The sequence below is a fragment of the Agromyces sp. Root81 genome (assembly GCF_001429165.1).
Taxonomy (GTDB): domain Bacteria; phylum Actinomycetota; class Actinomycetes; order Actinomycetales; family Microbacteriaceae; genus Agromyces.
Genome location: NZ_LMIR01000003.1, coordinates 265048 through 285866, shown reverse-complemented (window position 1 = coordinate 285866; position 20819 = coordinate 265048). Strand labels below are relative to the sequence as shown.

The window sequence follows — 20819 nt, the reverse complement described above, 5'->3', positions numbered from 1 at the left end:
TGCGCACGCGCCCGTCGCTAGCGTGGACCGCGTGAGCAATGAACGTGCGGACCCGACCGTCTCGACGACACCCGACCGCGCGGCGCCCGTAGCGGCGCCCGACGGAGTGTCCGTCGACGCGCCCGTCGAGGCGCGACGGGTGCCATGGGCGGCCGTGGCAGTGTTCGCGGTCGTCTCGTGCGGTCTCGCGTGGCTCGTCGCCGCACCGCTCTGGGCGCGCGGCATGGGCATGGCCGACCCGCTCCTGCCCGTGATCGCGGCCGCCATGATGTTCACCCCGGCGATCGCGACGGTCGCCGCCCTGCTCGTGCAGCGGCGGCAGCGCGGACGGCGCGGCGCACGCGGCATCCTGCGCGACCTCGGCATGTGGCCCCTCCGGCCGGTCGGCCGAACCCTCGGAATGTCGGCCGCCGCGATCGTCGTGCTGCCGTTGCTCATCGCGGCGGGGCTCCTCGTCGTCGGCATCCTCGGCCTCGCCCGCTTCGACCTGGTCGGCTTCTCGGGGTTCGCCGAGCAGCTCGACGCGCTGCTCCCTGCCGGCACGCCGGCCCCGCCGATCGTGCTGCTGGTCACCATGCAGTTCCTGATGATCCCGGTCGGTGCGATCATCAACGCGCCGTTCGCGTTCGGCGAGGAGATCGGATGGCGCGGCTGGCTGCTGCCCGCGCTCCGCCCGCTCGGCGTCTGGCCGGCCCTGCTCGTCTCCGGCGCGTTCTGGGGCTTCTGGCACTCGCCGCTGATCCTCCTCGGCTACAACTTCGGGCTCACCGACGTCACCGGGGTGCTGCTCATGATCCTCGCGTGCATGCTGCTCGGCGTGCTGCTCGGCTGGACCCGGCTCCGCACCGGGTCGGTGTGGCCGGCGGTGTTCGGGCACGGCGCGTTCAACGCCGCGGCCGGGCTCGGCGGCATCGTCATCGCAGCCGGGTCTCCGGTGCCGACGGCGTGGATCGCGGGGCCGCTCGGTCTCGTCATGTGTGCGGTCTTCGCCGCGGTCGTCGCAGTGCTCGTGGCGGTCGGCCAGTTCCGCCGCGACCGGCTCGACGCCCGCCTCGGCTGACGCCTACCGCTGCTCGAACCAGCGCAGCACCCGCAGGGCGCGCAGCGTGTTCCACCGGCTCGACTCGCCCTCGGGTGCGTCGACGGCGAAGTGCACCTCGCCGCGCCACGGGGTTCCCGCGAGCCAACGGCCGTCGTCGCCGCGCTGCGAGACCACGAGCTCGACCGCGTCGGCGACGCGTGGGTCGGGCCGCTCGTGGGCCGTGCGGAAGTAGTCGAGCGAGCGCAGCACGTCGTAGGTCCAATAGGGCGGGAACTTGAGGTTCGCGTAGCGGGGGAGCACGATCTCGCCCGTCGAACGGCGGCGGAACAGGCCGCGCTCGAGCAGGTACTCCTCGCCGACACGGCGGGATGCCGCGATCTCGAGCGGTGCGTCGGGCACGGTCCGCTCGTAGGCCAGCAGACCCTCGAGCACGCACAGCGTCGAGTCGAACGAGGATCGGTCCGACTCCTCGCGGGGCTCGCAGTTCCAGCCGCCGTCGGGGAGCTGCTCCTGCAGCAGGCGCTCGATGATGCGGTCGCTGCCGGCGCCGAGCTCGCCGAAGTACGAGGCGAGTGCGAGCACTCCGCCGTTCACGCACTCCTCGACCTCGCCGTGGAAGTAGGGCAGGTCGCCCCACTCCCGCCAGACCACCCCGTCGCGGACCCGGGCGATCGCCGATCGGGTCTGCGGGGCATGCGTATCGATGCCGAGGCGCCGCAGCAGGTGGAGCGTCCACGTGACGCTCCGGCGGTCGCCGTCGATGCCGTACTCGTCACCGCCCCAGTACCCGTCGTCGGGTTGCAGGGCGAGCAGTCTCGCGCCCCACCCCTCGGTGGCGATGCGAGTGCGCTCGCGGTCGGTCTCGTCGGGCGGTGCGTCGAGCAGGTCTCGCATGACCTGCCAGCGGATCGCCGGATCGGAGTCGAGCAGCCACTCGGTGACATCCATGCGCCCATGTTCGCGGACTTCGACGGCGATGGCCAGAGGGCTGAGCGTTCAGGGCGTCAGCCGAGCGGGCGGTTGCTGCGGATGACGCCGCCAGGGTCGACGCGCTGCTTGACGGCCGCGAGCCGGTCGAGCACCTCGCGATCGTAGGCGTCCGCCAGCGTCGCCCCCGAACTGAGGAAGGTGGGCAGCACCGTGCCGCCCGGGTACTTCGCCGCGAGGTCGCGCATCGGCTCGAAGGCGGCGTCGGCATCGAGCGACGGGTCGAAGAGCAGCACGCTGCAGCTCATCAACGCGTCGGCCTGCGTCGCCCCGACCGCGGCGAACTCGGCGCCGAGCTCGTCGGCGATCGCGCCGCCCATGGCACGGATGCTGGCGCGCATGAGACCCCGCTCGGCACCGCGCAGGAACGCGTCGACGAAGTCGTGCGCGAAGGCGGCGGCGTCGAGTCCGTCGAGTGCCGCACCGAAGTCGGACGAGGGCATCGGGTCGACCGGCTCCGCCGCGACGGCGGCGAGCGAGCCGATCGTGAAGCTCGTGAGCGTGTCGGCGATGGGTTCGGCGACCGCGACGATGCGGTCGGCGAAGGCCCGACCCGTCGCCTCGTCGCCGACGTGCACGAGCCCGATCGTCGCCACCGTTCGGCCGCGCAGGTGCGGCGGCGCCTGCGGTGCGTCGGGGAAGTGCATCATGCCGATGTCGAGCCCGAGTTCGAGCTCGTCGCGCGCGAGCTCGAGGGCGGCGACGACGACGGCCTCGGCCGCCTCGGCCGGGAACATCAGGCTGCCGCCGAAGATCGCCTCGCCGGGGTAGAGCACGAGCTCGACCTCGGTGACGATGCCGAACAGGCCGCCGCCGCCGCGCAGCGCCCACATGAGTTCGGCGTCGTCTGCGTCGGTCACGCGGTGCAGCGTGCCGGCCGCGTCGACGAACTCGACAGAGATGATCGACCGGGCGGTGATGCCGTAGCGGCGGCTGAACATGGAGTGGCCGCCGGCGATGGCGAGGGCCACGACGTTGACCTCGGGGTTCGACCCCGCGAGGGCGACGAGCCCGGTGCCGTCGAGCTGCTCGAGCGCGCGGCCCCAGTTGACGCCGGCTCCGGCGCGCAGCACTCGCGCCTGCTCGTCGACGATGAGGGTGTCGAATCGCGTGGGACGCACGAGCACGACGTCGTTCAGGTCGCCGGAGGCGCCGTGGCCGTTGGGCTGCACCGTCACCCCGAGGCCGGCGGCCGCCGCCGTGCGGAGGATCGCCTGCACGTCCGCGACATCCGCCGGCTCGGCGATGGCTGCCGGCCGTTGGTCGACGCTGAGGTTCCACGGCATGCGCGCGGCCTCGTAGCCGGCGTCGCCGGGAAGCACGAGCGAACCGCCGAGTTCGGAGCGAAGAGCGAGGAGTTCGGATGCGGAGGTCATCGCATTCCTTTCGTCGGGGTCAACCTAGCGGAGACGACCGACGGCGTCACGCCCAGGATCCGCCGGGGCCGAGCAGTGCGCGCCAGACCCACTCCGCCCCGACCTCGACCGACGGCCGGGGATCGCGCATGAGCCAGGCTTCGACGACCCCGAGGGCGGAGCCCGTGATGCCGGCCGCGATGACGTCGAGTGGGACTCCCTCGTAGGCCGGGGTCGGCGAGGAGACGAGCCCCTCCCGCACGATCGCCTCGATGCGGGCACGCAGGCGGGCGAGCACTGCGGTTGAACCCGTCCCCCCGAAGACCGACCGGTAGAGCTCTGCGTGCTCGTCGATGTGCTGGAGGAACTGGACCAGGGCCTGCGGCGGCCCGCTCGGCGGCTCGTAGTGACCGGGCAGGGTGGCGGCGGCCGCCTCGGCCGCCGCGTCGAGGGCGTCGGCGAGCAGCGTCTCCTTCTCGGAGTAGTGCTGGTAGAAACTGCTGCGGTTGACCCCGGCGCGGGCGGCGATCTCGGCCACCGTCACCTCGTCGAGCGGGCGTTCGCGGGCGAGGTCGAGCAGGGCGTCCTGCAGGCTCCTCCGCGTTCGCTCCACTCTGACGTCCATAGGGCGATTCTGCCAGTTCGGGATGCCGCGTCCGATGCCGTTCGCTCGATGGGACTGTTGGCACCTTCTGGCGAGATCTCCGACAGATGTCGGTTATCCTCGAGTGGGCTCGATGACGCGCCGACCTGTCACCTCACGAAGGGCGCCTCGGCACCATGGCTGAACTCCTGTATCGAATCGGTCGATTCTCCGTGCGCCGCGCGTGGTTCGTGCTCGGCGGCTGGCTCGCGGTGCTCGCGCTCGCCGGAGGCGCCTTCCTCGCGTTCGGCGGCACCCTCACGCAGAGCATGAGCATCCCCGGCACCGAGACCGAGCGGGTCACCGAACAGCTCGACGCGCGCCTCGACGGGCTCGGCGGCGCCACCGGCACCGTCGTCTTCCAGACCGACGACGGGGAGGCGCTCAGCGACGCGCAGCGAGAGGACATCTCGACGCTCCTCGCCGACATCTCGGAGATCGACGGCGTCGCCGACGTCGTCGACCCGTTCGCCGCGGCATCCGAACGCGCCGACCAGGCGGCGCAGCTCGCCGACGGCGCCGCGCAGATCGAGGCCGGCCGCGCCGAACTCGAGGCGGGTCAGGTCCAGCTCGATGCCGCCCGGGCCCAGCTCGACGCAGGGCAGGCGCAGCTCGACGCCGCCGTCGAACAGGCGAAGGCCGCCGGGGCGTACGAGCAGGCGGCCCCCCAGTTCGACGCGCAGCAGGCCCAGCTCGACGCGGGCGCCGCGGAGCTCGACGCGCAGCAGGCCCAGCTCGACGCCGGTGCCGACAAGCTCGACGCCTCGGCCGCCGAGCTCGAGGACGGCACCCGGCTCATGGACGCCGCCGCCGAGATCCGCACGGTCTCCACCGATGAGAGCACCGCGATCGGCGTCATCATGTTCGAGGACGACCTCTTCTCGCTGTCGAGCGCGCTCAAGGCCGAGGTCGCGGCCGAACTCGACGACGCCGACATCGATGGCGTCTCGGTCGACTACTCGTCCGAGATCGCCGCGTCGGTCGAGGGGCTCATCGGCATCGGCGAGATCGTCGGCGTGCTCATCGCCGCCCTCGTCCTCATCATCGTGTTCCGCGCGCTGCTGCCCGCGACCCTGCCGATCATCTCCTCGTTCATCGGCGTCGGCATCGGCGTCGCCGGGTCGCTGGCGTTCTCGGGCGTCGTCGACATGTCGTCGGTCACACCCGTGCTCGGCGTCATGCTCGGCCTCGCGGTCGGCATCGACTACGCGCTCTTCATCATCAACCGGCATCGACGGCAGGTGCTCGCCGGCATGGAGCTGCGCGAGTCGATCCAGCTCGCCAACGGCACCGCGGGCAACGCCGTCGTGTTCGCCGGGTCGACCGTGCTCGTCGCGCTGCTCGCGCTGAACGTCACCGGCATCCCGTTCCTCGGCATCATGGGCACGGTCGGTGCGGTCTGCGTGCTCATCGCCGTGCTCGTCGCGGTGACGCTCACGCCCGCGCTGCTCGGCCTCATCGGACGGCGCGTGCTCTCCAAGCGCGCCCGGGCCGAGATCGGCCACGAGTCGCACGCCGCGCCGAAGCTCGTCGCCATGCCGACGTGGCGGGCGATCGTGACCGCGGTGGTCTCGATCGTCGTGCTGCTCATCGTCGCCATCCCGGCGCTCTCGATGCGGCTCGGGCTGCCCGACGGGGCATCCGAATCGCCGGATGCCACGCCCTACCGGGCCTACACGGCCGTCGCGGAGGCCTTCGGCCCCGGCCAGAACGGACCCCTGCTCGTGACCGCGACGCTGCCCGACGGGGTCGCCGAAGACGAGCTCGTCGCCACCCAGGCCGATCTCGCCGAGTGGCTCACGGACGTCGACGACGTCGTCGCCGTGGCGCCCGCGGGTGTCTCCGACGAGCGCGACTTCTTCGCCTTCCAGGTCGTGCCGAGCGACGGGCCGTCGAGCGAGACGACCGAGGCGCTCGTGCACGAGCTGCGAGGCCTCTCGCCGCTCGCCGGCGATGAGACATCCGCTGAGGGGCTCGACGGCGTCGAACTCGGCGTCGCTGGCGGTGCGAGCGGCAACATCGACATCTCGGCGAAGCTCGCCGGCGTGCTGCCGCTCTACCTCGGGGTCGTGGTCGGGCTCTCGCTCATCATCCTGATCCTCGTGTTCCGCTCGATCCTCGTGCCGCTCATCGCGACCGCCGGCTTCGTGCTCTCGCTGTTCGCGGCGTTCGGCGCGACGGTCGCGATCTTCCAGTGGGGATGGTTCGGCGAGGTCTTCGGCGTGCACAACCCCGGGCCCGTGCTGAACTTCGCGCCGATCATCGTGATGGGTGTGCTCTTCGGCCTCGCGATGGACTACCAGCTGTTCCTCGTCTCGGGCATGCGGGAGGCCTACGTGCACGGCACACCGGCACGGCTCGCGGTCGTCGCGGGCCTCCGCGGCGGTCGTGCGGTGGTCACTGCGGCGGCCATCATCATGGCGGCGGTGTTCGGCGGCTTCGTCTTCTCGCACCTGACGATGGTGCGGCCGCTCGGCTTCGGCCTCGCGATCGGCGTGCTGTTCGACGCGTTCATCGTGCGCATGCTGCTGACGCCCGCGATCATGCATCTGCTCGGCCCGGCAGCGTGGTGGCTGCCGAAGTGGCTCGACCGGCTGCTGCCCGATGTCGACGTCGAGGGGGCCGCGCTCGAGCGGAGCCACCCGGTGCACGGGGCGACGCAGGGCGATCAGGCGGATGCATCGGCCGCAGCTGCCGCGCCGGCCGAGGTGGCCGGGGAGGCCGAGGCGTCGGAGGAGGCGCGGCTCAGCGCAGATCGAGGCGCATGAGCACGCGCGGGAACCCGCTCACCACCGATTCGGTGTCGGCCGCCTTCGTGAAGCCGGCCCGCTCGAACAGTGCGCGGGTGCCGACGTAGGCCATGGTCAGGTCGACCTTCTCGCCGCGGTTGTCGACGGGGTAGCCCTCGATCGCCGGCGCGCCGTGTTCCCGTGCGAACTCGACCGCGCCGGCGATCAGGTGGTGCGCGATGCCGGCCTTGCGGTGCCCGGGACGCACACGGAAGCACCAGACCGACCACACGTCGAGGTCGTCGACGTGCGGGATCCTGCGGTTCTTCGCGAAGCTCGTGTCGGCGCGCGGATGCACCGCCGCCCAACCGACCACCTCGTCGCCCTCGTAGGCGAGCACGCCGGGCGGCGGGTCGAGCTCGCAGAGCACTCGCACGCGCTCGGCGCGCTCGGGCCCGCGCAGCGCCAGGTTCTCTTTCGACGTGAGCAGCCGGTAGCTCAGGCAGAAGCACACGTTCGATGTGGGCTTCTTCGGCCCGATGACCGCTGCGACGTCGTCGAACTCCGTCGCCGGGCGTACTTCGATCGCCATGCCGTCAGCCTGCCACCCCCGACCGACATCCGAACCGTCTGCGGTGTCGCTCAGCCGTCGCGGGGCTCGTAGCTGAAGAGTTCGGCGGGCGTCGTGTCGAGGGCCTCGCAGATCGCGGTGAGGGTCGTGAAGCGAACGGCACGGGCCTTGCCGGTCTTCAGGATCGACAGGTTGGCGAGCGTGACGCCGATGCGTTCGGAGAGCTCGGTGAGGGTCATGCCGCGCCGCTCGAGCACCTCGGCGAGGTGCACGACGATGCGATGGTCGCCGTCTTCGGAGTTCCGCGGCGCGCCGTGCTCGATCCGGTCGCCGCGATCAGACGACACCCTCGACCTCCGCCTCCAAGCGCGAGCCCTCGCGGAATGCGGCGGCGACGGCCGCAGCGATGATCCCGAGCACGAAGAAGATCCAGGGCCAGTCCGGGAAGTTCGTGCCAAGCGCCTGGTAGTCGCCGCCGAGCGCCCACGGGCCGTCGGGGTGGCCATCCGGGTTGGTACGGGCGAGCGAGGACGCGACGCCGACGGCGACCGTGTCGAGAACGCCCTGGATGCCGCCGCCGATGATGAGCACGATGCCGAGCAGAGCCCACGCGCGAACGCCGGTTCTCGTGAACGGGCGGCCGGCTTCGATGACCCGGATGGCGCGGGTCACGAGGATCGTCGAGACCAGCAGCACGAGGAGATGCATGAACGTGGGGAGCGCGCAGAGGAGGCGGACCCAGATGGAGAGGTCGGTGAGATCGGCGGGCGGTGCACCCTCGCGGAGCTCAGCCTGGATGAACTGCGGAAGCGCGGTGAGCGACTGATGCGTCTCGACATCGCCCTGCAGCGCGTTCACGAAGAACAGTCCCGTCGTCATCGAGAACAGCCCTAGCGCGTCGAAGAGCATGGCGAAGGTCGCGATGACCCAGATCAGACCGATGCCGATCGAGGTGCCGCGCGGCGTGCGCGTGCGTGCGTTCGGTCGGGCAGCGGATGCCTCGGTGACGGTCACGGCGAGCTCCTTATCGTTTTTCGATCTTATCGAAGAACAATAAACACTCGGTTGACATGGGTCAAGGCATCGCGGTTCTGCGGCCTCGCGAGACGCCGGCGGGCGCGCACCGGAATCGGTTCACGGTCGTCGAACCCTTGACGCGGGTTCGACTCGGGCATATATTCACCCACATGGGTGAATATCAACTCGACTCCGTGCTCAGCGCTGTCGCCGACCCCACGCGACGCGCGATCCTCGATCGCCTCCTCGTGTCCGACGCGCGGGTCACCGAACTCGCGCGCGAGTTCCCGATCTCGCTGAACTCCACGAGCAAACACATCAAGGTGCTCGAACGCGCCCGACTCGTGGAGCGGCACGTGCGCGGCCGCGACCACGTGCTGTCGCTGCGCGCTGAAGCGCTCGGAGATGCGGTCGCCTGGATGACGCAGTACCGCGACTTCTGGGAGCAGCGGCTCGCAGCCCTCGAAGCGTTCGTGCTCAGCGACGCTGATGAGGTCACCGCCGACGGAGCACCCCGATGACCGCCGCCGTCACAGTCAGCCGGCGCATCGCGGCATCCGCCGACCGCCTCTTCGATGCCTGGCTCGACCCGGTGAGCCTCGCCGTGTGGATGCGGCGCGACGGCAGCGAGCCGTCGAACGTCGTGGCCGACCCACGTGTGGGCGGGGCCTTCACGATCACGATGAACGACCCCGGCGGGTCCTTCGTGCACGCGGGCAGCTACACCGTGATCGATCGGCCGCACACGCTCGAGTTCACCTGGCGCTCGATCGCCACGCACCACACCGACTCGGTGGTGCGGGTGACGTTCCGGCCCGACGGCGACGCCACCGTGGTCGAAGTGCGCCACGAGCAGCTGCCCGACGCCGAGGCCGTGCAGCAGCACACCGAGGGCTGGACCGAGATCATCGACCGATTCGCCCGAACACTCGCAGAGAACGGAGACGCATGATGCTGCTCGACGACAAGGTGGCCGTGATCCACGGCGGCGGGGGATCGATCGGCGGCGCCGCGGCCCGCGTGTTCGCCCGCGAAGGTGCACGACTGTTCCTGGCCGGCCGCAGCCTGCCACGGCTCGAGGCCGCGGCCTCCGCGGCACGCGAGCTCGGGGCATCCGTCGACATCGCCGTCGTCGACGCGATGGACCAGGCGGCCGTCGACCGCCACGTCGACGAGGTGACGGATGCCGCGGGGCGCATCGACATCGCCCTGAACGCCGTGGGGTTCGACCACGTGCAGGGCCTGCCGATCGCCGAGACCTCGCTCGCCGACTACCTGCACCCCGTCACGGGCTACCTGCAGACCAACTTCGTCACGGCCAAGGCCGTCTCACGGCCGATGATCGCGCAGGGCGGCGGCGTGATCCTCACGATCTCGACGCCGGGGGCGCGGCTCACCGGCCGCGGGCTCATCGGCAACGCCGCGCAGAGCGCCGGCCTCGAGGGTTTCTCGCGGGCGCTCGCCGGCGAGCTCGGGCCCGATGGCGTGCGAGTGGTCTGCGTGCGGCCGCACGCGATGGCCGATGCCTACGACACCTCGTACACGGGCGAGATGTTCGGCCGCATCGCGGCTGCGGGCGGCATCGGCCGCGACGAATGGCTCGCCGGGCTCGCGGGCACGACGCTGCTCGGCCGGCTGCCGTCGCTCGCCGAGGTCGCGGAGTACCTCGCATTCGCGGCATCCGACCGAGCGCGGTCGATGACCGGCGTGGTCTCGAACCTCACGGCCGGGGCGCTCGTCGACTGAGCCGACGCGGTGCGTCAGACGCGCGGCGCGGTCTCCAGGCCGGGCACGTCGGCGGTCGCGCGGCCGCGGATGAAGATGAGCGCGATGAGGGCGAAGACCGTCATCAGGAGCGTCGCCGGGGTCACGAAGGCGAGGAGCGGGCTCTGCGCGGCGGTCGCGGCGACGTCGATGCCGCCCGTGGCGAGGAAGGCTGTGGGGTCGGTGATCGCGTGCAGCAGGATCGGCCAGATCAGGTTGCCGGTGACGCGCAGCGTGAGGTACATCATGATGCCGAACACGAAGGTGTAGCCCATCGTCGCCAGCACTGTGAGGATCGGCTGGCCCGAGAGCAGGTTGCTCGAGTGCAGCAGCGCGAAGATGAGCGACGAGAGCACGGCGACGGCCCACTCGTTGTAGCCGTGCTTGCGCAGCAGGTTCACGGCGAGACCGCGCGTGAGGAGCTCCTCGGAGATGCCGACGAAGATGCCGACGAGGAAGGTGACGGCGATGACGCCGCCGGTGTACCGGCTGTAGTCGGTGCCGAAGAGACGGAGCAGCACGGGGATGAGCACGATGGCCGGCGCGACCCACATCCACCAGCTGCCGCGCACCGGCTGCCGGGTGAAGAGCGGCTTCGGGATCCAGCCGAGCGACCACGAGAACGCGAGCAGGACGGCGGAGCCGACGACGACGGGCAGCCCGACGGCGAGGAAGACGCTGAGGGCGTCGCCGAAGAGGTCGTCGAAGTCGATCACGTCGCGCCCGAGGGTGTCGACGACCCACCCGGTGCCGAGGTAGAGCGCCAGGTACACGACTGCGACGCCGAGGGCCTTCCACCAGCCGCCACGGTTCCAGAACGCCTGCCAGCGGGATTCGGATGCGTGGTCGGTCATGGCTGCTCTTCTCGTCGCCCTGAGTCGGCCGCTACGCGGGCCGACCGGCCGGTGTCGCGGCGGCGGCATCCGTCAGCACCGATCGCAGCCTGCGCGCCGGCCGGCCGAGCACGCGGGCCACCCCGTCGGTCGGGGCCGCATTGCGGCCGTCGAAGACCTCGCGGCAGAGCTCGGTGAGGAGCGTCGCGACGGCCTCTCCCTCCTCCGAGGCGACTGCGGCATGGAACTCCTCGAACCCCATGGGCACGTAGACCACCTCGCGACCGGCGACCTCCGAGAGGATGGCGGCGACCTCGGCGAACGTCAGGGACTCCGGGCCGGTCACTTCGTGGACGAGGCCCGCATGGCCGTCGCTGGTGAGCGCCTCGACGGCGACCGCGGCGAGGTCGTCGACATCGATGAACGGCTCGCGCACGTCGCCCGCCGGAAGCGCGAGCACGCCCGTGGATGCGGCGTCGCTCAGCATGCCCTCGGTGAAGTTCTGCGCGAACCAGCTCGCCCGCACGACCGTCGTCGGCACGTTCGATGCCGACAGGATGTCCTCGCAGCGACGCGCCCCGTCTTCGCCGCGGCCGGAGAGCAGCACGATGCGCTGCACGCCGGCCTCGTCGGCGAGTTGTGCGAGGCGGGTGATCGCGACATCCGCGCCGGGGGCCGCGAGGTCGGGGACGTAGGTCACGTACAGGCGGTCGATGCCGTGCAGTGCCGGCACCCATCCCTCCGGATGCTCCCAGTCGAAGGACGGGCTCGTGCCGCGGGCCAGGCGGCGCACGGCGTGGCCCTCCGCCTCGAGGCGTTCTGCGACGCGACGGCCGGTCTTGCCTGTGGCGCCGATGACGGCGAAGTTCGTGGACATGATGTGTTCCTCTCGTCTGGACTGTGCGTTCAGCCTCGCTGCACCTGAACGGACGCACAATCGCCGGACGGCCGTTGCACTGTGCCGTTCGTCCGAAATTCGGGATCGCCGGCGAACCGGCATGCCACGCTGGACGCATGGTCAATCCGCGCACGCCCGTCACGGGCGATCAGCTGGGCGACGGGCTGCAACTGCTCAGGTTCACCGGGGCGCTCTACTGCCGCGCCGAGCTCACGGCGCCGTGGGGTGTGGAGTTCCCTGAGCTCGAGGGATTCATGATGCTGCCGGTGGTGCTCGCCGGACGATGCGTGCTCGAGATCGAGGGCGAGCGGCATACGCTCGAGGCCGGCAGCGTCGCCCTCATCACCCGTGGGGCCCCGCACCGGCTGCTGAGTGCTGCGGATGTCTCGAGCACGCCACTGTTCGACATCCCCGTCGACCAGGTGAGCGACACGTACGAGCACATGCGCTTCGGCGGCGGCGGCGATCGCACCCGGATCGCCTACGCGGCGCTCCAGGTCGACGGTCCGCTCTCCGACCGCCTGGTCGCCGAGCTCCCCGGGCTCATCCGGCTCGATTCCTGGGACGACGGCGAAGCGGGAGCCTTCCAGGCGGTGCTGCGCCTGCTCGCCCGCGAGGCGGAGGACGTCCAGCCCGGCGGCGAGGCGGTCATGACGAGCCTCGCCGACGTGCTCGTCATCCAGGTGCTCCGCTCCTGGCTGCGCACCTCGGATCCCGAGGCGACCGGATGGCTCGCCGCCCTTCGGGACCCGCATGTCGGGCGTGCGCTCGGGCGCATGCATGCGCGACCCGGTGAGGACTGGAGTCTCGTCGAGCTCGCACGGCAGGCGAACCTGTCGCGCTCGGCGTTCGCGGAGCGCTTCGCGACCCTGGTGGGGGAGTCGCCGATGCGCTACCTCGCGGGCTGGCGGATGCAGCAGGCGCGAGCAGAGCTCATCGGAACCACCGATCCCGTCTCATCGATCTCGGGTCGGGTCGGCTACGCCTCGGAGGCCGCGTTCAGCCGCGCGTTCAAGCGGCACTACGGCTCGACGCCGGGGGCGGTGCGGCGTGCCGGAGCCGTCGCGCAGGGGGCGCTGCCGGGTGCTGCGGCGCTGCGCCCGTCCCCGGACGCCGCCACGTCCACGGGCGTTTCGACCGGGGGGTGAGGCGGCGGAGCGCTACTCCGCGTTGCGCGCCACTGTCAGCTCGGCCGACTGGATGACGGCTTCGACCCCGAGCAGGAAGAGGTCGACGTCCTTGAGGTCGGCGAGTTCGCTGTTGAAGGCCGTGATCAGGGGGAACCTGCGGGGGTCGGCGAGGATCGGGCCGTCGAACCACGGGCCGGGCTCCGGGCCGTCGCCGCGCTCGGCGCGGCCCCTGGCGATGCCCGCGGCGCTCGAGAGCACGTGCGAGGCGAGCAGTGCATAGTGCCGCACGACGTCGTCGCCCGTCAGACCGGCCTCCGCGAACGACTCGAGCATGATCTCGATGGCCTCGAGCTCGCCCGGCCCGTGGGTCGTGAGCACGATCGCCTCGGCGCCGATGGCGGGGTGGGCCGAGTAGTTCGTCAGCGTGGCGCTCGAGAGCTGGCGCAGCCGCTCGCGCCACTCGGACTTCTCGGCGGTGACCTCGGCGATGGCGCGCAGCGTCAGCTCGTCGAGGAGGGCCTCCATGAGCTGCTCCTTGCTGCGGAAATGGCGGTAGATCGCCGTCGGGTCCGCGCCGAGCTGGGTGCCGAGTTCGCGCACCGAGATCGTCGATGTCGCCGAAGTCGCAGCCAACTCGAGGCCCGCGGCCACGATCGAGTCGCGGTCGAGGCGCGCCCGCCCGTTCGACGCGCGCGCCTCACCGCCACGGTTGGAGCCTGTCGCTGTCGTCATCGCCCTCTTCCTCGAAGTTCGAAGTCCATCGTGTCACGCTCCTGGGGGTCCGTTGGGACGTGAGCCGCGCTCGATAACGTCAGCATAACGAATGCGCGCGCAATGTTGTCAACACAGTTGACAGCAGTGCTGGGGCATCGCTAACGTCACCTTCACCAACCCGTTCGACGAGGAAGCGAGGGCGACGTGTCAGCTGCCGATGTGCTGTTCACCGGAGGGGCCGTGTTCACTGGAACCGGCCAACCGATTCAGGGCCACGTCGTGGCTGTCACTGGCGATCGCATCACAGCGGTCGTTCCCGAGTCCGAGGCGGATGCGCTCATCGGTGAGGGAACGCAGGTCGTTCAGCTCGATGGTGCACTCCTCAGCCCCGGCTTCCAGGACGCGCACGTGCACCCGGTCGGCGGCGGTGTGGAGCTCCTGCAGTGCAACCTCACCGAGGCCGAAGACGCCGATGATGCGATCGCGACGATCGCCGCGTACGCGGCCGAGAACCCCGATGAGCCCTGGATCCTCGGCGGCGGCTGGTCGATGGACCACTTCCCCGGAGGCGCGCCCGTGCGCGGCCTGCTCGACGCCGTCGTCCCCGACCGGCCCGTGCTGCTCATGAGCCGCGACCACCACAGCTCCTGGGCGAACAGCACCGCGATCCGCCTCGCCGGCATCGACGCGACGACCCCCGACCCCGTCGACGGCCGCATCGAGCGCGAAGCCGACGGCAGCCCGGCCGGCACCTTCCACGAGGGCGCGAGCGGGCTCTTCGAGCACGTGCGCCCGAAGGAGGACGAGGAATTCGTCTACCGGGGGCTGCTCAAGGCGCAGGAGGAGCTCATCGCCCTCGGCATCACCGGCTGGCAGGACGCGATGGTCGGTGGCCAGTCATCCGGGGTCAGCGACCCGATGGGCGCCTACCGACGCGCGCTCGCCGAGGGCACGCTCCTGGTGCACGTCGTCGGCGCCCAGTGGTGGGAACGCTCCGACGGCCTCGAGCAGCTCGACCGCATGATCGCCGCCCGGGCCGAGATCGCCGGCCTCGGGCGCGAGGACAAGCTCTCGCTCGGCACCGTGAAGATCATGGTCGACGGCGTCGCCGAGAACCAGACCGCGGCGATGCTCACCCCCTACCGCGACGGACACGGCCACGACACCGAGAACAGCGGGCTGTCGTTCGTCGACCCGAAGCTGCTGCAGGAGGCGGTCACCGCGATCGACGGCGCCGGCATGCAGGTGCACATGCACGCACTCGGCGACCGTGCGGTTCGCGAGGGGCTCGACGCCGTCGAGGCGGCGCGCGCCGCCAACGGGGCATCCGACGGCCGGCACCATCTCGCGCACCTGCAGATCGTCGCAGAGGCCGAGACGGCGCGCTTCGCGGTCCTCGATGCCGTCGCGAACCTGCAGGCGCTCTGGGCCACCCACGAAGACCAGATCGACCACCTCACCCTGCCGTTCCTGCAAGACGGGCAGGAGGCCCGCCAGTACCCGTTCGGCGACCTCGTCCGCCACGGTGCCCGCCTCGCTGCGGGCAGCGACTGGCCGGTGTCGAGCGCCGACCCGATGGACGCGATCCACATCGCCGTCACCCGCATCGCCCCGGGCCTCGACGCCGGGCCGCTCGGCGGCGAACACCAGCGTCTCGATCTCGAGACGGCGATGGCGGCCTACACCTCCGGCTCCGCCTACGTGAACCACCGCGACCACGACACCGGGTACATCCGCGAGGGGTACCTCGCGAACCTCGTCGTGCTCGAACCGAACCCCTTCAGCCTCCCCATGGAAGAGATCCACCGCTCGACGGTGACCTCCACCTGGATCGAGGGCACGTCCGCCTTCACCCGCACTGCCTGACCACGAGGAGCCATCATGTCCCCATCACCTGTCACGCCCTCCCGGCGCGTCGGTCGTCGCGTCACGTCGATCGTCGCCGCCGGGCTCGGAGCAGCTCTGGCCCTGACCGGCTGCAGCTCCGCCGAACCCGAGAAAGCCCAGCCCGCCGAGTGGGAGCTCACCGCGCAGACCGATGCCCCCTCGGGTGACCTCGACTCGTTCACGTGGGCGAACTACGCCGAGCCCTACTCGCTGGACTACGCCTACGCCTTCGACTACGCCGACAACATGGTGCTCGCCAACGTCTGCGAGTCCCTGCTGCGACTGAACCCCGACTGGACGCTGTCGCCCAGCCTCGCCGAGTCCTTCGCGCACCCGACGCCCGAGACCTGGGTCTACGAGATCCGCGACGGCGTCACCTTCCACGACGGCACCCCGCTCACCGCCGCCGATGTCGTGGCGTCGATGAGCCGCCACCTCGACCCGGCCGTCGGATCGTCGTGGTACACGAACTACCAGAACGTCGCCTCGATCGAGCAGACGGGCGACCGCCAGGTCACCGTCACGATGACCGGTCCCGACTCGCAGTTCAACCTCGGCATGGGCGGCTCCGCCGGTGTCATCGAGTCCGCTGCCACGCTCGCCGAGAAGGGCGCCGACTACGGCAACTCGACGGGCGGCGTGAACTGCACGGGTCCGTTCAGCTTCGGCGAATGGCAGTCGGGCGAGTCCCTCACGCTCGAGCGTTACGACGGCTACTGGGACCCCGAACTCACCGCTCGCTCGGCCGAGGTGAAGTTCATCTTCATGAACGACGCCAATGCCCGCACGAACGCGCTGAAGTCGGGCGAGGTCGACGGCGGCTGGATGATTCCCGCCGACGCCGTGCCGCAGCTCCTCGACTCCGACCAGGGCGACATGCTCTTCGGCCTGAACACCGCGGTCAACAACATCATCATCTCCGACCTCGAGGGCCCGCTCGGCGACGTGCGCGTGCGTCAGGCGCTGCTCATGGCGCTCGACCGGCAGGGCATCGTCGATGCGGCGGTCAAGGGCTACGGCACCACGACCGACGCGCTCACGACCGAGTCGGTCTGGGACGGAGCGAGCGACGCCGCGATCACGGCGGCATTCGGCGACATCGAGCAGTACCCGTACGACGTCGAAGCGGCCAAGAAGCTCGTCGAGGAAGCCGGCGCGACCGGTGAGGAGCTCACCTACGTGACCGCCCCGATCAGCAGCGACTTCAACGTCTACGCGCAGGCCACTGCCGCAGCGGCTGAGTCGATCGGCCTCAAGGTCAACATCGAGACCGTCACGCCGAACGCCTACACGGCGCTGTTCTCCGACCCGAGTGCTCGCGAGGGCGTCGACCTGTTCTACACCTCGTGGTACCTCTCGAGCCCCGACCCGCTCGAGATGTACAGCGTGCTGCGCACCGGCGAGTTCAGCAACTACGGCAACTGGTCGAACCCCGAGTTCGATTCCGTCGTCAACGAGGCCCTCACGATCGACGACCCCGCCGCGCGCTCGGAGAAGACCGCCGAAGCACAGCAGATCGCGAACGAAGAGCTGCCGTGGCTGCCGATGTTCGAGGCTCCTGTGACCCTGTTCATGGGCGAGCGCATCACCGGTGTCGCACCGTCGGTCGCCTTCCTGTACTACCCCTGGGCAGCAACCATTGGCGCACGCTAGCACTGACGGGCCCGGCCTGGTCCACCTCGGCGGAGCGGCGGTCATCCGATGACCACGCTCCGCCGGGTGGCGGGCAAACTCGGCGCCCTGCTCCTCACGCTCTTCCTCGCATCACTGCTCGTCTTCTTCTCCCGGTTCCTCGTGCCCGGCGACCCCGTCAGCTTCCTGCTTCGCGGTCGCAAGCCGAGCCCCGAGGCCGTGGCACAGGTCACCGCCCAGTACGGGCTCGACCTGCCGCCGTGGCAGCAGTACCTCAACTGGCTGACCGGGGTGCTGCAGGGCGACTTCGGTCGCTCGCTGCAGTACCGGCAGGATGTCTCCGAGGTGATCGGCGATCGACTGCCCGTCACCCTCCTGCTCGTCGTCATGGCCGGCACGATGATCGCCATCGTCGGCCTGACGGCCGGGATCGTCGCGTCGCTGAACCGCGGCAAGGTGCTCGACCGGTCGGTGCTCATCGGCCTCACCGTGCTCGGCGCGATCCCGTCGTTCGTCGGCTCGATCGTGCTCATCGCGGTCTTCGCGGTGCAGCTCGGCTGGTTCCCGTCGTTCGGCTCCGGCGAGGGCTTCCTCGACACGATCTACCACCTCGTGCTGCCGTCGATCGCGCTCGCGATCGTCTTCGTCGTGCTCGTCGGCAAGGTCACGCGCTCCTCCATGGTCGAGCAGCTCGGCCGTGAGCACGTCGAGGTCGCCACGAGCCGCGGCCTCAAGCGCGGCACCGTGATCCGGCGCCACGTCTTCCGCAACTCGATCGGTCCGATCCTCACCGTCAGCGGCGTGCTCGTCGCGGGCCTGCTCGTCGCGAGCTCGATCGTCGAAGCGGCGTTCGGCCTCGCCGGCATCGGCACGCTCCTCGTCCAGTCGGTCGACCGCCTCGACTTCCCGGTCGTGCAGGCGATCGTGCTGCTCATCGTCACGGCGTTCGTCGTGGTGAACGCCATCATCGATGTGCTCGAACCCTGGATCGATCCCCGAGCCGCTGCAGGAGCTGGTGCCCGATGACGACCCCAACCATGGCCATGAAGGTGCTGCGTGCGCCGCGCGTGCGTCGTTCGAGCACGACCTTCCTCGTCAGCGCCGTGTTCCTCGGCGTGGTGACGCTCGCCGCGATCTTCGCGCCGCTCGTCGCCCCGTACCCGCCGAACCAGGTCGACCTGCTGAACGTGCAGGCCGGGCCGAGCCCGGCCCACTGGCTCGGCACCGACGCGCTCGGCCGCGACACCCTGAGCCGCATGATCTTCGGCGGTCGCACCGCGCTGCTGGCGCCGCTGCTCGTCGTCGTCTTCTCGACGACGGTCGGCATCCTGCTCGGCCTCCTCGCCGGTTGGCGCGGCGGCTGGATCGACTCGGTGCTCGGCCGCATCTTCGACGTGATCTTCGCCTTCCCGGCGCTGCTCCTCGCGATCATGGCGGTCGCGCTGTTCGGCAAGGGCCTCGTCGCCCCGATCGTCGCGATGAGCATCGCGTACGCCCCGTTCGTCGCACGCCTCACCCGCTCGCTGATCGCGTCCGAACGCTCTCGTCCGTACGTCGCGGCGTATCGGGTGCAGGGCTTCGGCGGCGCGTTCATCGCGCTGCGCCGCGTGCTGCCCAACGTGATGCCGATCGTCGGGGCGCAGTCGACCCTGAACTTCGGCTACGTGCTCGCCGAGCTCGCCGCGCTCTCGTTCCTCGGCCTCGGCGTCCAGGCGCCCACGGCCGACTGGGGTGCGATGGTCAACGAGGCCCAGGCCGGCTTGATCGGCGGCTACTTCCTTCCCGCGCTCGTCCCCGCGATCGGGATCGTGCTCGTCGTCGTCGCGGTCAACGTGATCGGCGAAGAACTCTCGGATCGAATCGGAGGCGAGATCCCCGCATGACACTCCTCGACATCTCCGAGCTCACGCTCGACCTGCCGAACGGCAAGCGACTGCTCGACGGCATCAGCCTCACGGTCGCCGAAGGGGAGACGGTCGGTCTCGTGGGCGAGTCCGGCTCGGGCAAGTCCCTCACAGCCCGCTCGGTGCTCGGCCTCCTGCCCAGCCGCGCGACCATGGGCGGTTCGGTGCAGCTGCTCGACCAGTCCGTGCTCGACGCGAGCCGCAGCGAGCTGCTGAGCCTTCGCCGCACCCGTGCGTCGATGATCTTCCAGGACCCGCGCGCCGGCATCAACCCGATGCGCACGGTCGGCGACCACCTCACCGAGACGATGCGACTCTGCGAGGGCCGTTCGGCGGCCGACGCGAAGGCCGTCGCCATCTCGCTCATGGAGGCGGTGCGCCTGCCGCGCCCCGAAGAGCACCTGAAGCAGTACCCGCACGAGCTGTCGGGCGGCATGCTGCAGCGTGTCATGATCGCCGGCGCGCTCACGAGCTCGCCGCGCCTGCTCATCTGCGATGAGCCGACGACCGCGCTCGACGTCACGACGCAGGCCGAGATCATCGGCGTGCTCGCCGAACAGCGCGAGAGCCGCGGCATGGGCATGCTCTTCATCACCCACGACCTGAACCTCGCCGCCGCGATCTGCGATCGCGTCTACGTGATGAGCGCGGGCCGGGTCGAGGAACAGGGCGACGCCCGTCAGGTGTTCCGCAACCCGCAGGCGGCGTACACGAAGCGACTCGTCGCGGCCACGCCCACGATCGTCGTCGCTCGCGACACGGCGTCGGCAGCCGATGCGGGCACGGATGCCGCAGGCACGAGTACCTCGACGGCGACCGCTTCTGCGGCGATCGACGGCGCGGCGCCGGCCTCGACCGAGCCGATGCTGTCGGCGACGGGCATCTCGAAGACGTATCGTCGCGGCAAGGAGCCGGTGCGCGCCGTCATCGACGCCACCATCGAGATCCCGCGGGGCGGCGCCCTCGGCGTCGTCGGCGAATCGGGCTCGGGCAAGTCGACCCTCGCCCGCATGATCGTCGGCCTCGAGCAGGCCGATGCCGGCGACATCCGCATCGCCGGTCGCGAACGCACCTCGGTGCCGAGTTCGCGCGTCGAGCGGCTCGAGCACGCACGCTCGGTGCAGATGGTCTTCCAGGACCCGTACCTGTCGCTCGACCCACGCATCACTGCCGGCAAGGCGATCGAGGACGCGCTGCGCCTGCACCGCCGTCTCAGCACGACGGATGCACGGTCGCGAGTCATCGAGCTGCTCGAGCAGGTCGGACTCGGCGACGTGCACGCGCAGGCACGGCCGCGCACGCTCTCGGGCGGGCAGCGGCAGCGCGTCGCGATCGCCCGGGCGCTCGCGATCGAGCCCGACGTGCTCGTCATGGACGAGGCCACGAGCGCGCTCGACGTGTCGGTACAGGCGCAGGTGCTCGGCGTCGTCGAGGAGATCCGCCGCGAGCGGGGCCTCACGGTGCTGTTCATCAGTCACGACCTCGCCGTCGTGCGCCGCCTCTGCGACGAGACGGTCGTCATGAAGACCGGCGAGATCGTCGAGCGCGGCCGCACGATCGAACTGCTGGGCAACCCGCAGCACGCCTACACGCGACTGCTCATCGACTCCGTGCCACGACCCGACTGGGACCTCGAGGCCGTGGCCGCCGAGGCGAGCGAACTCGAGGACCCGGTCGCGCAGAACTGAGGCGCCGGAGCCGTACCGAACCACC

General features: G+C 70.6%; 20 protein-coding genes. 11 read left to right on the top strand and 9 right to left on the bottom strand.

The features are described from left to right. Positions 1 to 31 precede the first annotated feature (31 nt). Positions 32 to 1060 carry a CPBP family intramembrane glutamic endopeptidase gene (locus ASE14_RS15895; RefSeq protein WP_235511441.1) on the top strand — a complete coding sequence of 343 codons (1029 nt, stop codon included), beginning with the start codon at positions 32 to 34 and terminating at the stop codon, positions 1058 to 1060. 3 nt (positions 1061 to 1063) lie between these two features. Here the strand turns inward: ASE14_RS15895 and ASE14_RS15890 are convergent, their stop codons facing one another. The 3 genes from ASE14_RS15890 to ASE14_RS15880 are packed head-to-tail and all read right to left on the bottom strand — an operon-like array spanning position 1064 to position 4009. Continuing rightward, positions 1064 to 1990: a hypothetical protein gene (locus ASE14_RS15890; RefSeq protein WP_056657210.1), complete on the bottom strand. Its 927-nt coding sequence runs from the start codon at positions 1988 to 1990 to the stop codon at positions 1064 to 1066. A gap of 56 nt (positions 1991 to 2046) precedes the next feature. Continuing rightward, positions 2047 to 3405 carry an FAD-binding oxidoreductase gene (locus ASE14_RS15885; RefSeq protein WP_056657209.1) on the bottom strand — a complete coding sequence of 453 codons (1359 nt, stop codon included), beginning with the start codon at positions 3403 to 3405 and terminating at the stop codon, positions 2047 to 2049. 46 nt (positions 3406 to 3451) lie between these two features. Beyond that, complete coding sequence (locus ASE14_RS15880; RefSeq protein WP_056657207.1) at positions 3452 to 4009, bottom strand: TetR/AcrR family transcriptional regulator; 558 nt, start codon at positions 4007 to 4009, stop codon at positions 3452 to 3454. 155 nt (positions 4010 to 4164) lie between these two features. Between ASE14_RS15880 and ASE14_RS15875 the strand changes: the two genes are divergently transcribed. Continuing rightward, entirely contained in the window at positions 4165 to 6795 is a 2631-nt protein-coding gene (locus ASE14_RS15875) for an MMPL family transporter (protein WP_056657204.1), read from the top strand. On the opposite strand, the gene ASE14_RS15870 is transcribed toward ASE14_RS15875, so the two are convergent. The 3 genes from ASE14_RS15870 to ASE14_RS21275 are packed head-to-tail and all read right to left on the bottom strand — an operon-like array spanning position 6773 to position 8341. Next, positions 6773 to 7348 carry a GNAT family N-acetyltransferase gene (locus ASE14_RS15870; RefSeq protein WP_056657201.1) on the bottom strand — a complete coding sequence of 192 codons (576 nt, stop codon included), beginning with the start codon at positions 7346 to 7348 and terminating at the stop codon, positions 6773 to 6775. The two genes, ASE14_RS15875 and ASE14_RS15870, sit on opposite strands and share 23 nt — an antisense overlap. Before the next feature lie 50 nt (positions 7349 to 7398). Then, positions 7399 to 7674 (bottom strand): helix-turn-helix domain-containing protein, encoded by a 276-nt coding sequence (locus tag ASE14_RS21280; RefSeq protein WP_369816506.1) that lies wholly within the window; start codon positions 7672 to 7674, stop codon positions 7399 to 7401. After that, entirely contained in the window at positions 7664 to 8341 is a 678-nt protein-coding gene (locus tag ASE14_RS21275) for a hypothetical protein (RefSeq protein ID WP_056657195.1), read from the bottom strand. Before ASE14_RS21275 ends, ASE14_RS21280 begins: the two co-directional genes overlap by 11 nt. Positions 8342 to 8514: 173 nt before the next feature. Here ASE14_RS21275 and ASE14_RS15855 point away from each other — a divergent pair, with 173 nt between their 5' ends. From ASE14_RS15855 to ASE14_RS15845, 3 genes are read left to right on the top strand one after another with little or no spacing between them, the layout of a single operon-like run. After that, positions 8515 to 8865, top strand: coding sequence for a helix-turn-helix transcriptional regulator (locus ASE14_RS15855; RefSeq protein WP_056657192.1), 351 nt, complete (start codon positions 8515 to 8517; stop codon positions 8863 to 8865). Next, positions 8862 to 9296: an SRPBCC domain-containing protein gene (locus ASE14_RS15850; protein WP_056657189.1), complete on the top strand. Its 435-nt coding sequence runs from the start codon at positions 8862 to 8864 to the stop codon at positions 9294 to 9296. The genes ASE14_RS15855 and ASE14_RS15850 overlap by 4 nt, the downstream gene beginning before the upstream one ends. Further along, on the top strand, positions 9293 to 10090 hold the full coding sequence (locus ASE14_RS15845) for an SDR family NAD(P)-dependent oxidoreductase (protein WP_235511440.1): 798 nt from the start codon (positions 9293 to 9295) through the stop codon (positions 10088 to 10090). The genes ASE14_RS15850 and ASE14_RS15845 overlap by 4 nt, the downstream gene beginning before the upstream one ends. Positions 10091 to 10104: 14 nt before the next feature. Here ASE14_RS15845 and ASE14_RS15840 read toward each other — a convergent pair whose 3' ends face one another. Continuing rightward, positions 10105 to 10962: a CPBP family intramembrane glutamic endopeptidase gene (locus ASE14_RS15840; protein WP_056657186.1), complete on the bottom strand. Its 858-nt coding sequence runs from the start codon at positions 10960 to 10962 to the stop codon at positions 10105 to 10107. A gap of 31 nt (positions 10963 to 10993) precedes the next feature. After that, positions 10994 to 11818 (bottom strand): NmrA family NAD(P)-binding protein, encoded by an 825-nt coding sequence (locus ASE14_RS15835; RefSeq protein WP_056657183.1) that lies wholly within the window; start codon positions 11816 to 11818, stop codon positions 10994 to 10996. A 137-nt stretch (positions 11819 to 11955) separates the two neighbouring features. On the opposite strand from ASE14_RS15835, the gene ASE14_RS15830 reads away from it, so the two are divergent. Then, positions 11956 to 12987: an AraC family transcriptional regulator gene (locus tag ASE14_RS15830; protein WP_056657181.1), complete on the top strand. Its 1032-nt coding sequence runs from the start codon at positions 11956 to 11958 to the stop codon at positions 12985 to 12987. Between the two features lie 12 nt (positions 12988 to 12999). Here ASE14_RS15830 and ASE14_RS15825 read toward each other — a convergent pair whose 3' ends face one another. Continuing rightward, positions 13000 to 13701: a TetR/AcrR family transcriptional regulator gene (locus ASE14_RS15825; RefSeq protein WP_056657177.1), complete on the bottom strand. Its 702-nt coding sequence runs from the start codon at positions 13699 to 13701 to the stop codon at positions 13000 to 13002. Between the two features lie 261 nt (positions 13702 to 13962). On the opposite strand from ASE14_RS15825, the gene ASE14_RS15820 reads away from it, so the two are divergent. From ASE14_RS15820 to ASE14_RS15800, 5 genes are read left to right on the top strand one after another with little or no spacing between them, the layout of a single operon-like run. Then, a complete protein-coding gene (locus ASE14_RS15820; protein ID WP_369816505.1) occupies positions 13963 to 15549 on the top strand; it encodes an amidohydrolase in 1587 nt (528 codons plus the stop codon). A gap of 15 nt (positions 15550 to 15564) precedes the next feature. Beyond that, positions 15565 to 17223, top strand: a complete 1659-nt coding sequence (locus ASE14_RS15815; RefSeq protein ID WP_056657164.1) for an ABC transporter substrate-binding protein — start codon at positions 15565 to 15567, stop codon at positions 17221 to 17223. 48 nt (positions 17224 to 17271) lie between these two features. Then, positions 17272 to 18228, top strand: coding sequence for an ABC transporter permease (locus tag ASE14_RS15810; RefSeq protein ID WP_056657161.1), 957 nt, complete (start codon positions 17272 to 17274; stop codon positions 18226 to 18228). Further along, positions 18225 to 19085 carry an ABC transporter permease gene (locus ASE14_RS15805; RefSeq protein WP_056657157.1) on the top strand — a complete coding sequence of 287 codons (861 nt, stop codon included), beginning with the start codon at positions 18225 to 18227 and terminating at the stop codon, positions 19083 to 19085. The genes ASE14_RS15810 and ASE14_RS15805 overlap by 4 nt, the downstream gene beginning before the upstream one ends. Continuing rightward, a complete protein-coding gene (locus ASE14_RS15800) occupies positions 19082 to 20794 on the top strand; it encodes an ABC transporter ATP-binding protein (protein ID WP_056657154.1) in 1713 nt (570 codons plus the stop codon). The genes ASE14_RS15805 and ASE14_RS15800 overlap by 4 nt, the downstream gene beginning before the upstream one ends. Positions 20795 to 20819: the final 25 nt, after the last annotated feature.

What these genes read in the sequence shown, in the direction of transcription:
- ASE14_RS15805 (WP_056657157.1), top strand. Translation starts at nt 18,225, where the DNA reads ATGACGACCCCAACCATGGCCATGAAGGTGCTGCGTGCGCCGCGCGTG.
- ASE14_RS15870 (WP_056657201.1), bottom strand. Translation starts at nt 7,348, where the DNA reads ATGGCGATCGAAGTACGCCCGGCGACGGAGTTCGACGACGTCGCAGCG.
- ASE14_RS15840 (WP_056657186.1), bottom strand. Translation starts at nt 10,962, where the DNA reads ATGACCGACCACGCATCCGAATCCCGCTGGCAGGCGTTCTGGAACCGT.
- ASE14_RS15825 (WP_056657177.1), bottom strand. Translation starts at nt 13,701, where the DNA reads ATGACGACAGCGACAGGCTCCAACCGTGGCGGTGAGGCGCGCGCGTCG.
- ASE14_RS15880 (WP_056657207.1), bottom strand. Translation starts at nt 4,009, where the DNA reads ATGGACGTCAGAGTGGAGCGAACGCGGAGGAGCCTGCAGGACGCCCTG.
- ASE14_RS15875 (WP_056657204.1), top strand. Translation starts at nt 4,165, where the DNA reads ATGGCTGAACTCCTGTATCGAATCGGTCGATTCTCCGTGCGCCGCGCG.
- ASE14_RS15810 (WP_056657161.1), top strand. Translation starts at nt 17,272, where the DNA reads ATGACCACGCTCCGCCGGGTGGCGGGCAAACTCGGCGCCCTGCTCCTC.
- ASE14_RS15890 (WP_056657210.1), bottom strand. Translation starts at nt 1,990, where the DNA reads ATGGATGTCACCGAGTGGCTGCTCGACTCCGATCCGGCGATCCGCTGG.
- ASE14_RS15845 (WP_235511440.1), top strand. Translation starts at nt 9,293, where the DNA reads ATGATGCTGCTCGACGACAAGGTGGCCGTGATCCACGGCGGCGGGGGA.
- ASE14_RS15885 (WP_056657209.1), bottom strand. Translation starts at nt 3,405, where the DNA reads ATGACCTCCGCATCCGAACTCCTCGCTCTTCGCTCCGAACTCGGCGGT.
- ASE14_RS15850 (WP_056657189.1), top strand. Translation starts at nt 8,862, where the DNA reads ATGACCGCCGCCGTCACAGTCAGCCGGCGCATCGCGGCATCCGCCGAC.
- ASE14_RS15835 (WP_056657183.1), bottom strand. Translation starts at nt 11,818, where the DNA reads ATGTCCACGAACTTCGCCGTCATCGGCGCCACAGGCAAGACCGGCCGT.
- ASE14_RS15855 (WP_056657192.1), top strand. Translation starts at nt 8,515, where the DNA reads ATGGGTGAATATCAACTCGACTCCGTGCTCAGCGCTGTCGCCGACCCC.
- ASE14_RS15815 (WP_056657164.1), top strand. Translation starts at nt 15,565, where the DNA reads ATGTCCCCATCACCTGTCACGCCCTCCCGGCGCGTCGGTCGTCGCGTC.
- ASE14_RS15800 (WP_056657154.1), top strand. Translation starts at nt 19,082, where the DNA reads ATGACACTCCTCGACATCTCCGAGCTCACGCTCGACCTGCCGAACGGC.
- ASE14_RS15830 (WP_056657181.1), top strand. Translation starts at nt 11,956, where the DNA reads ATGGTCAATCCGCGCACGCCCGTCACGGGCGATCAGCTGGGCGACGGG.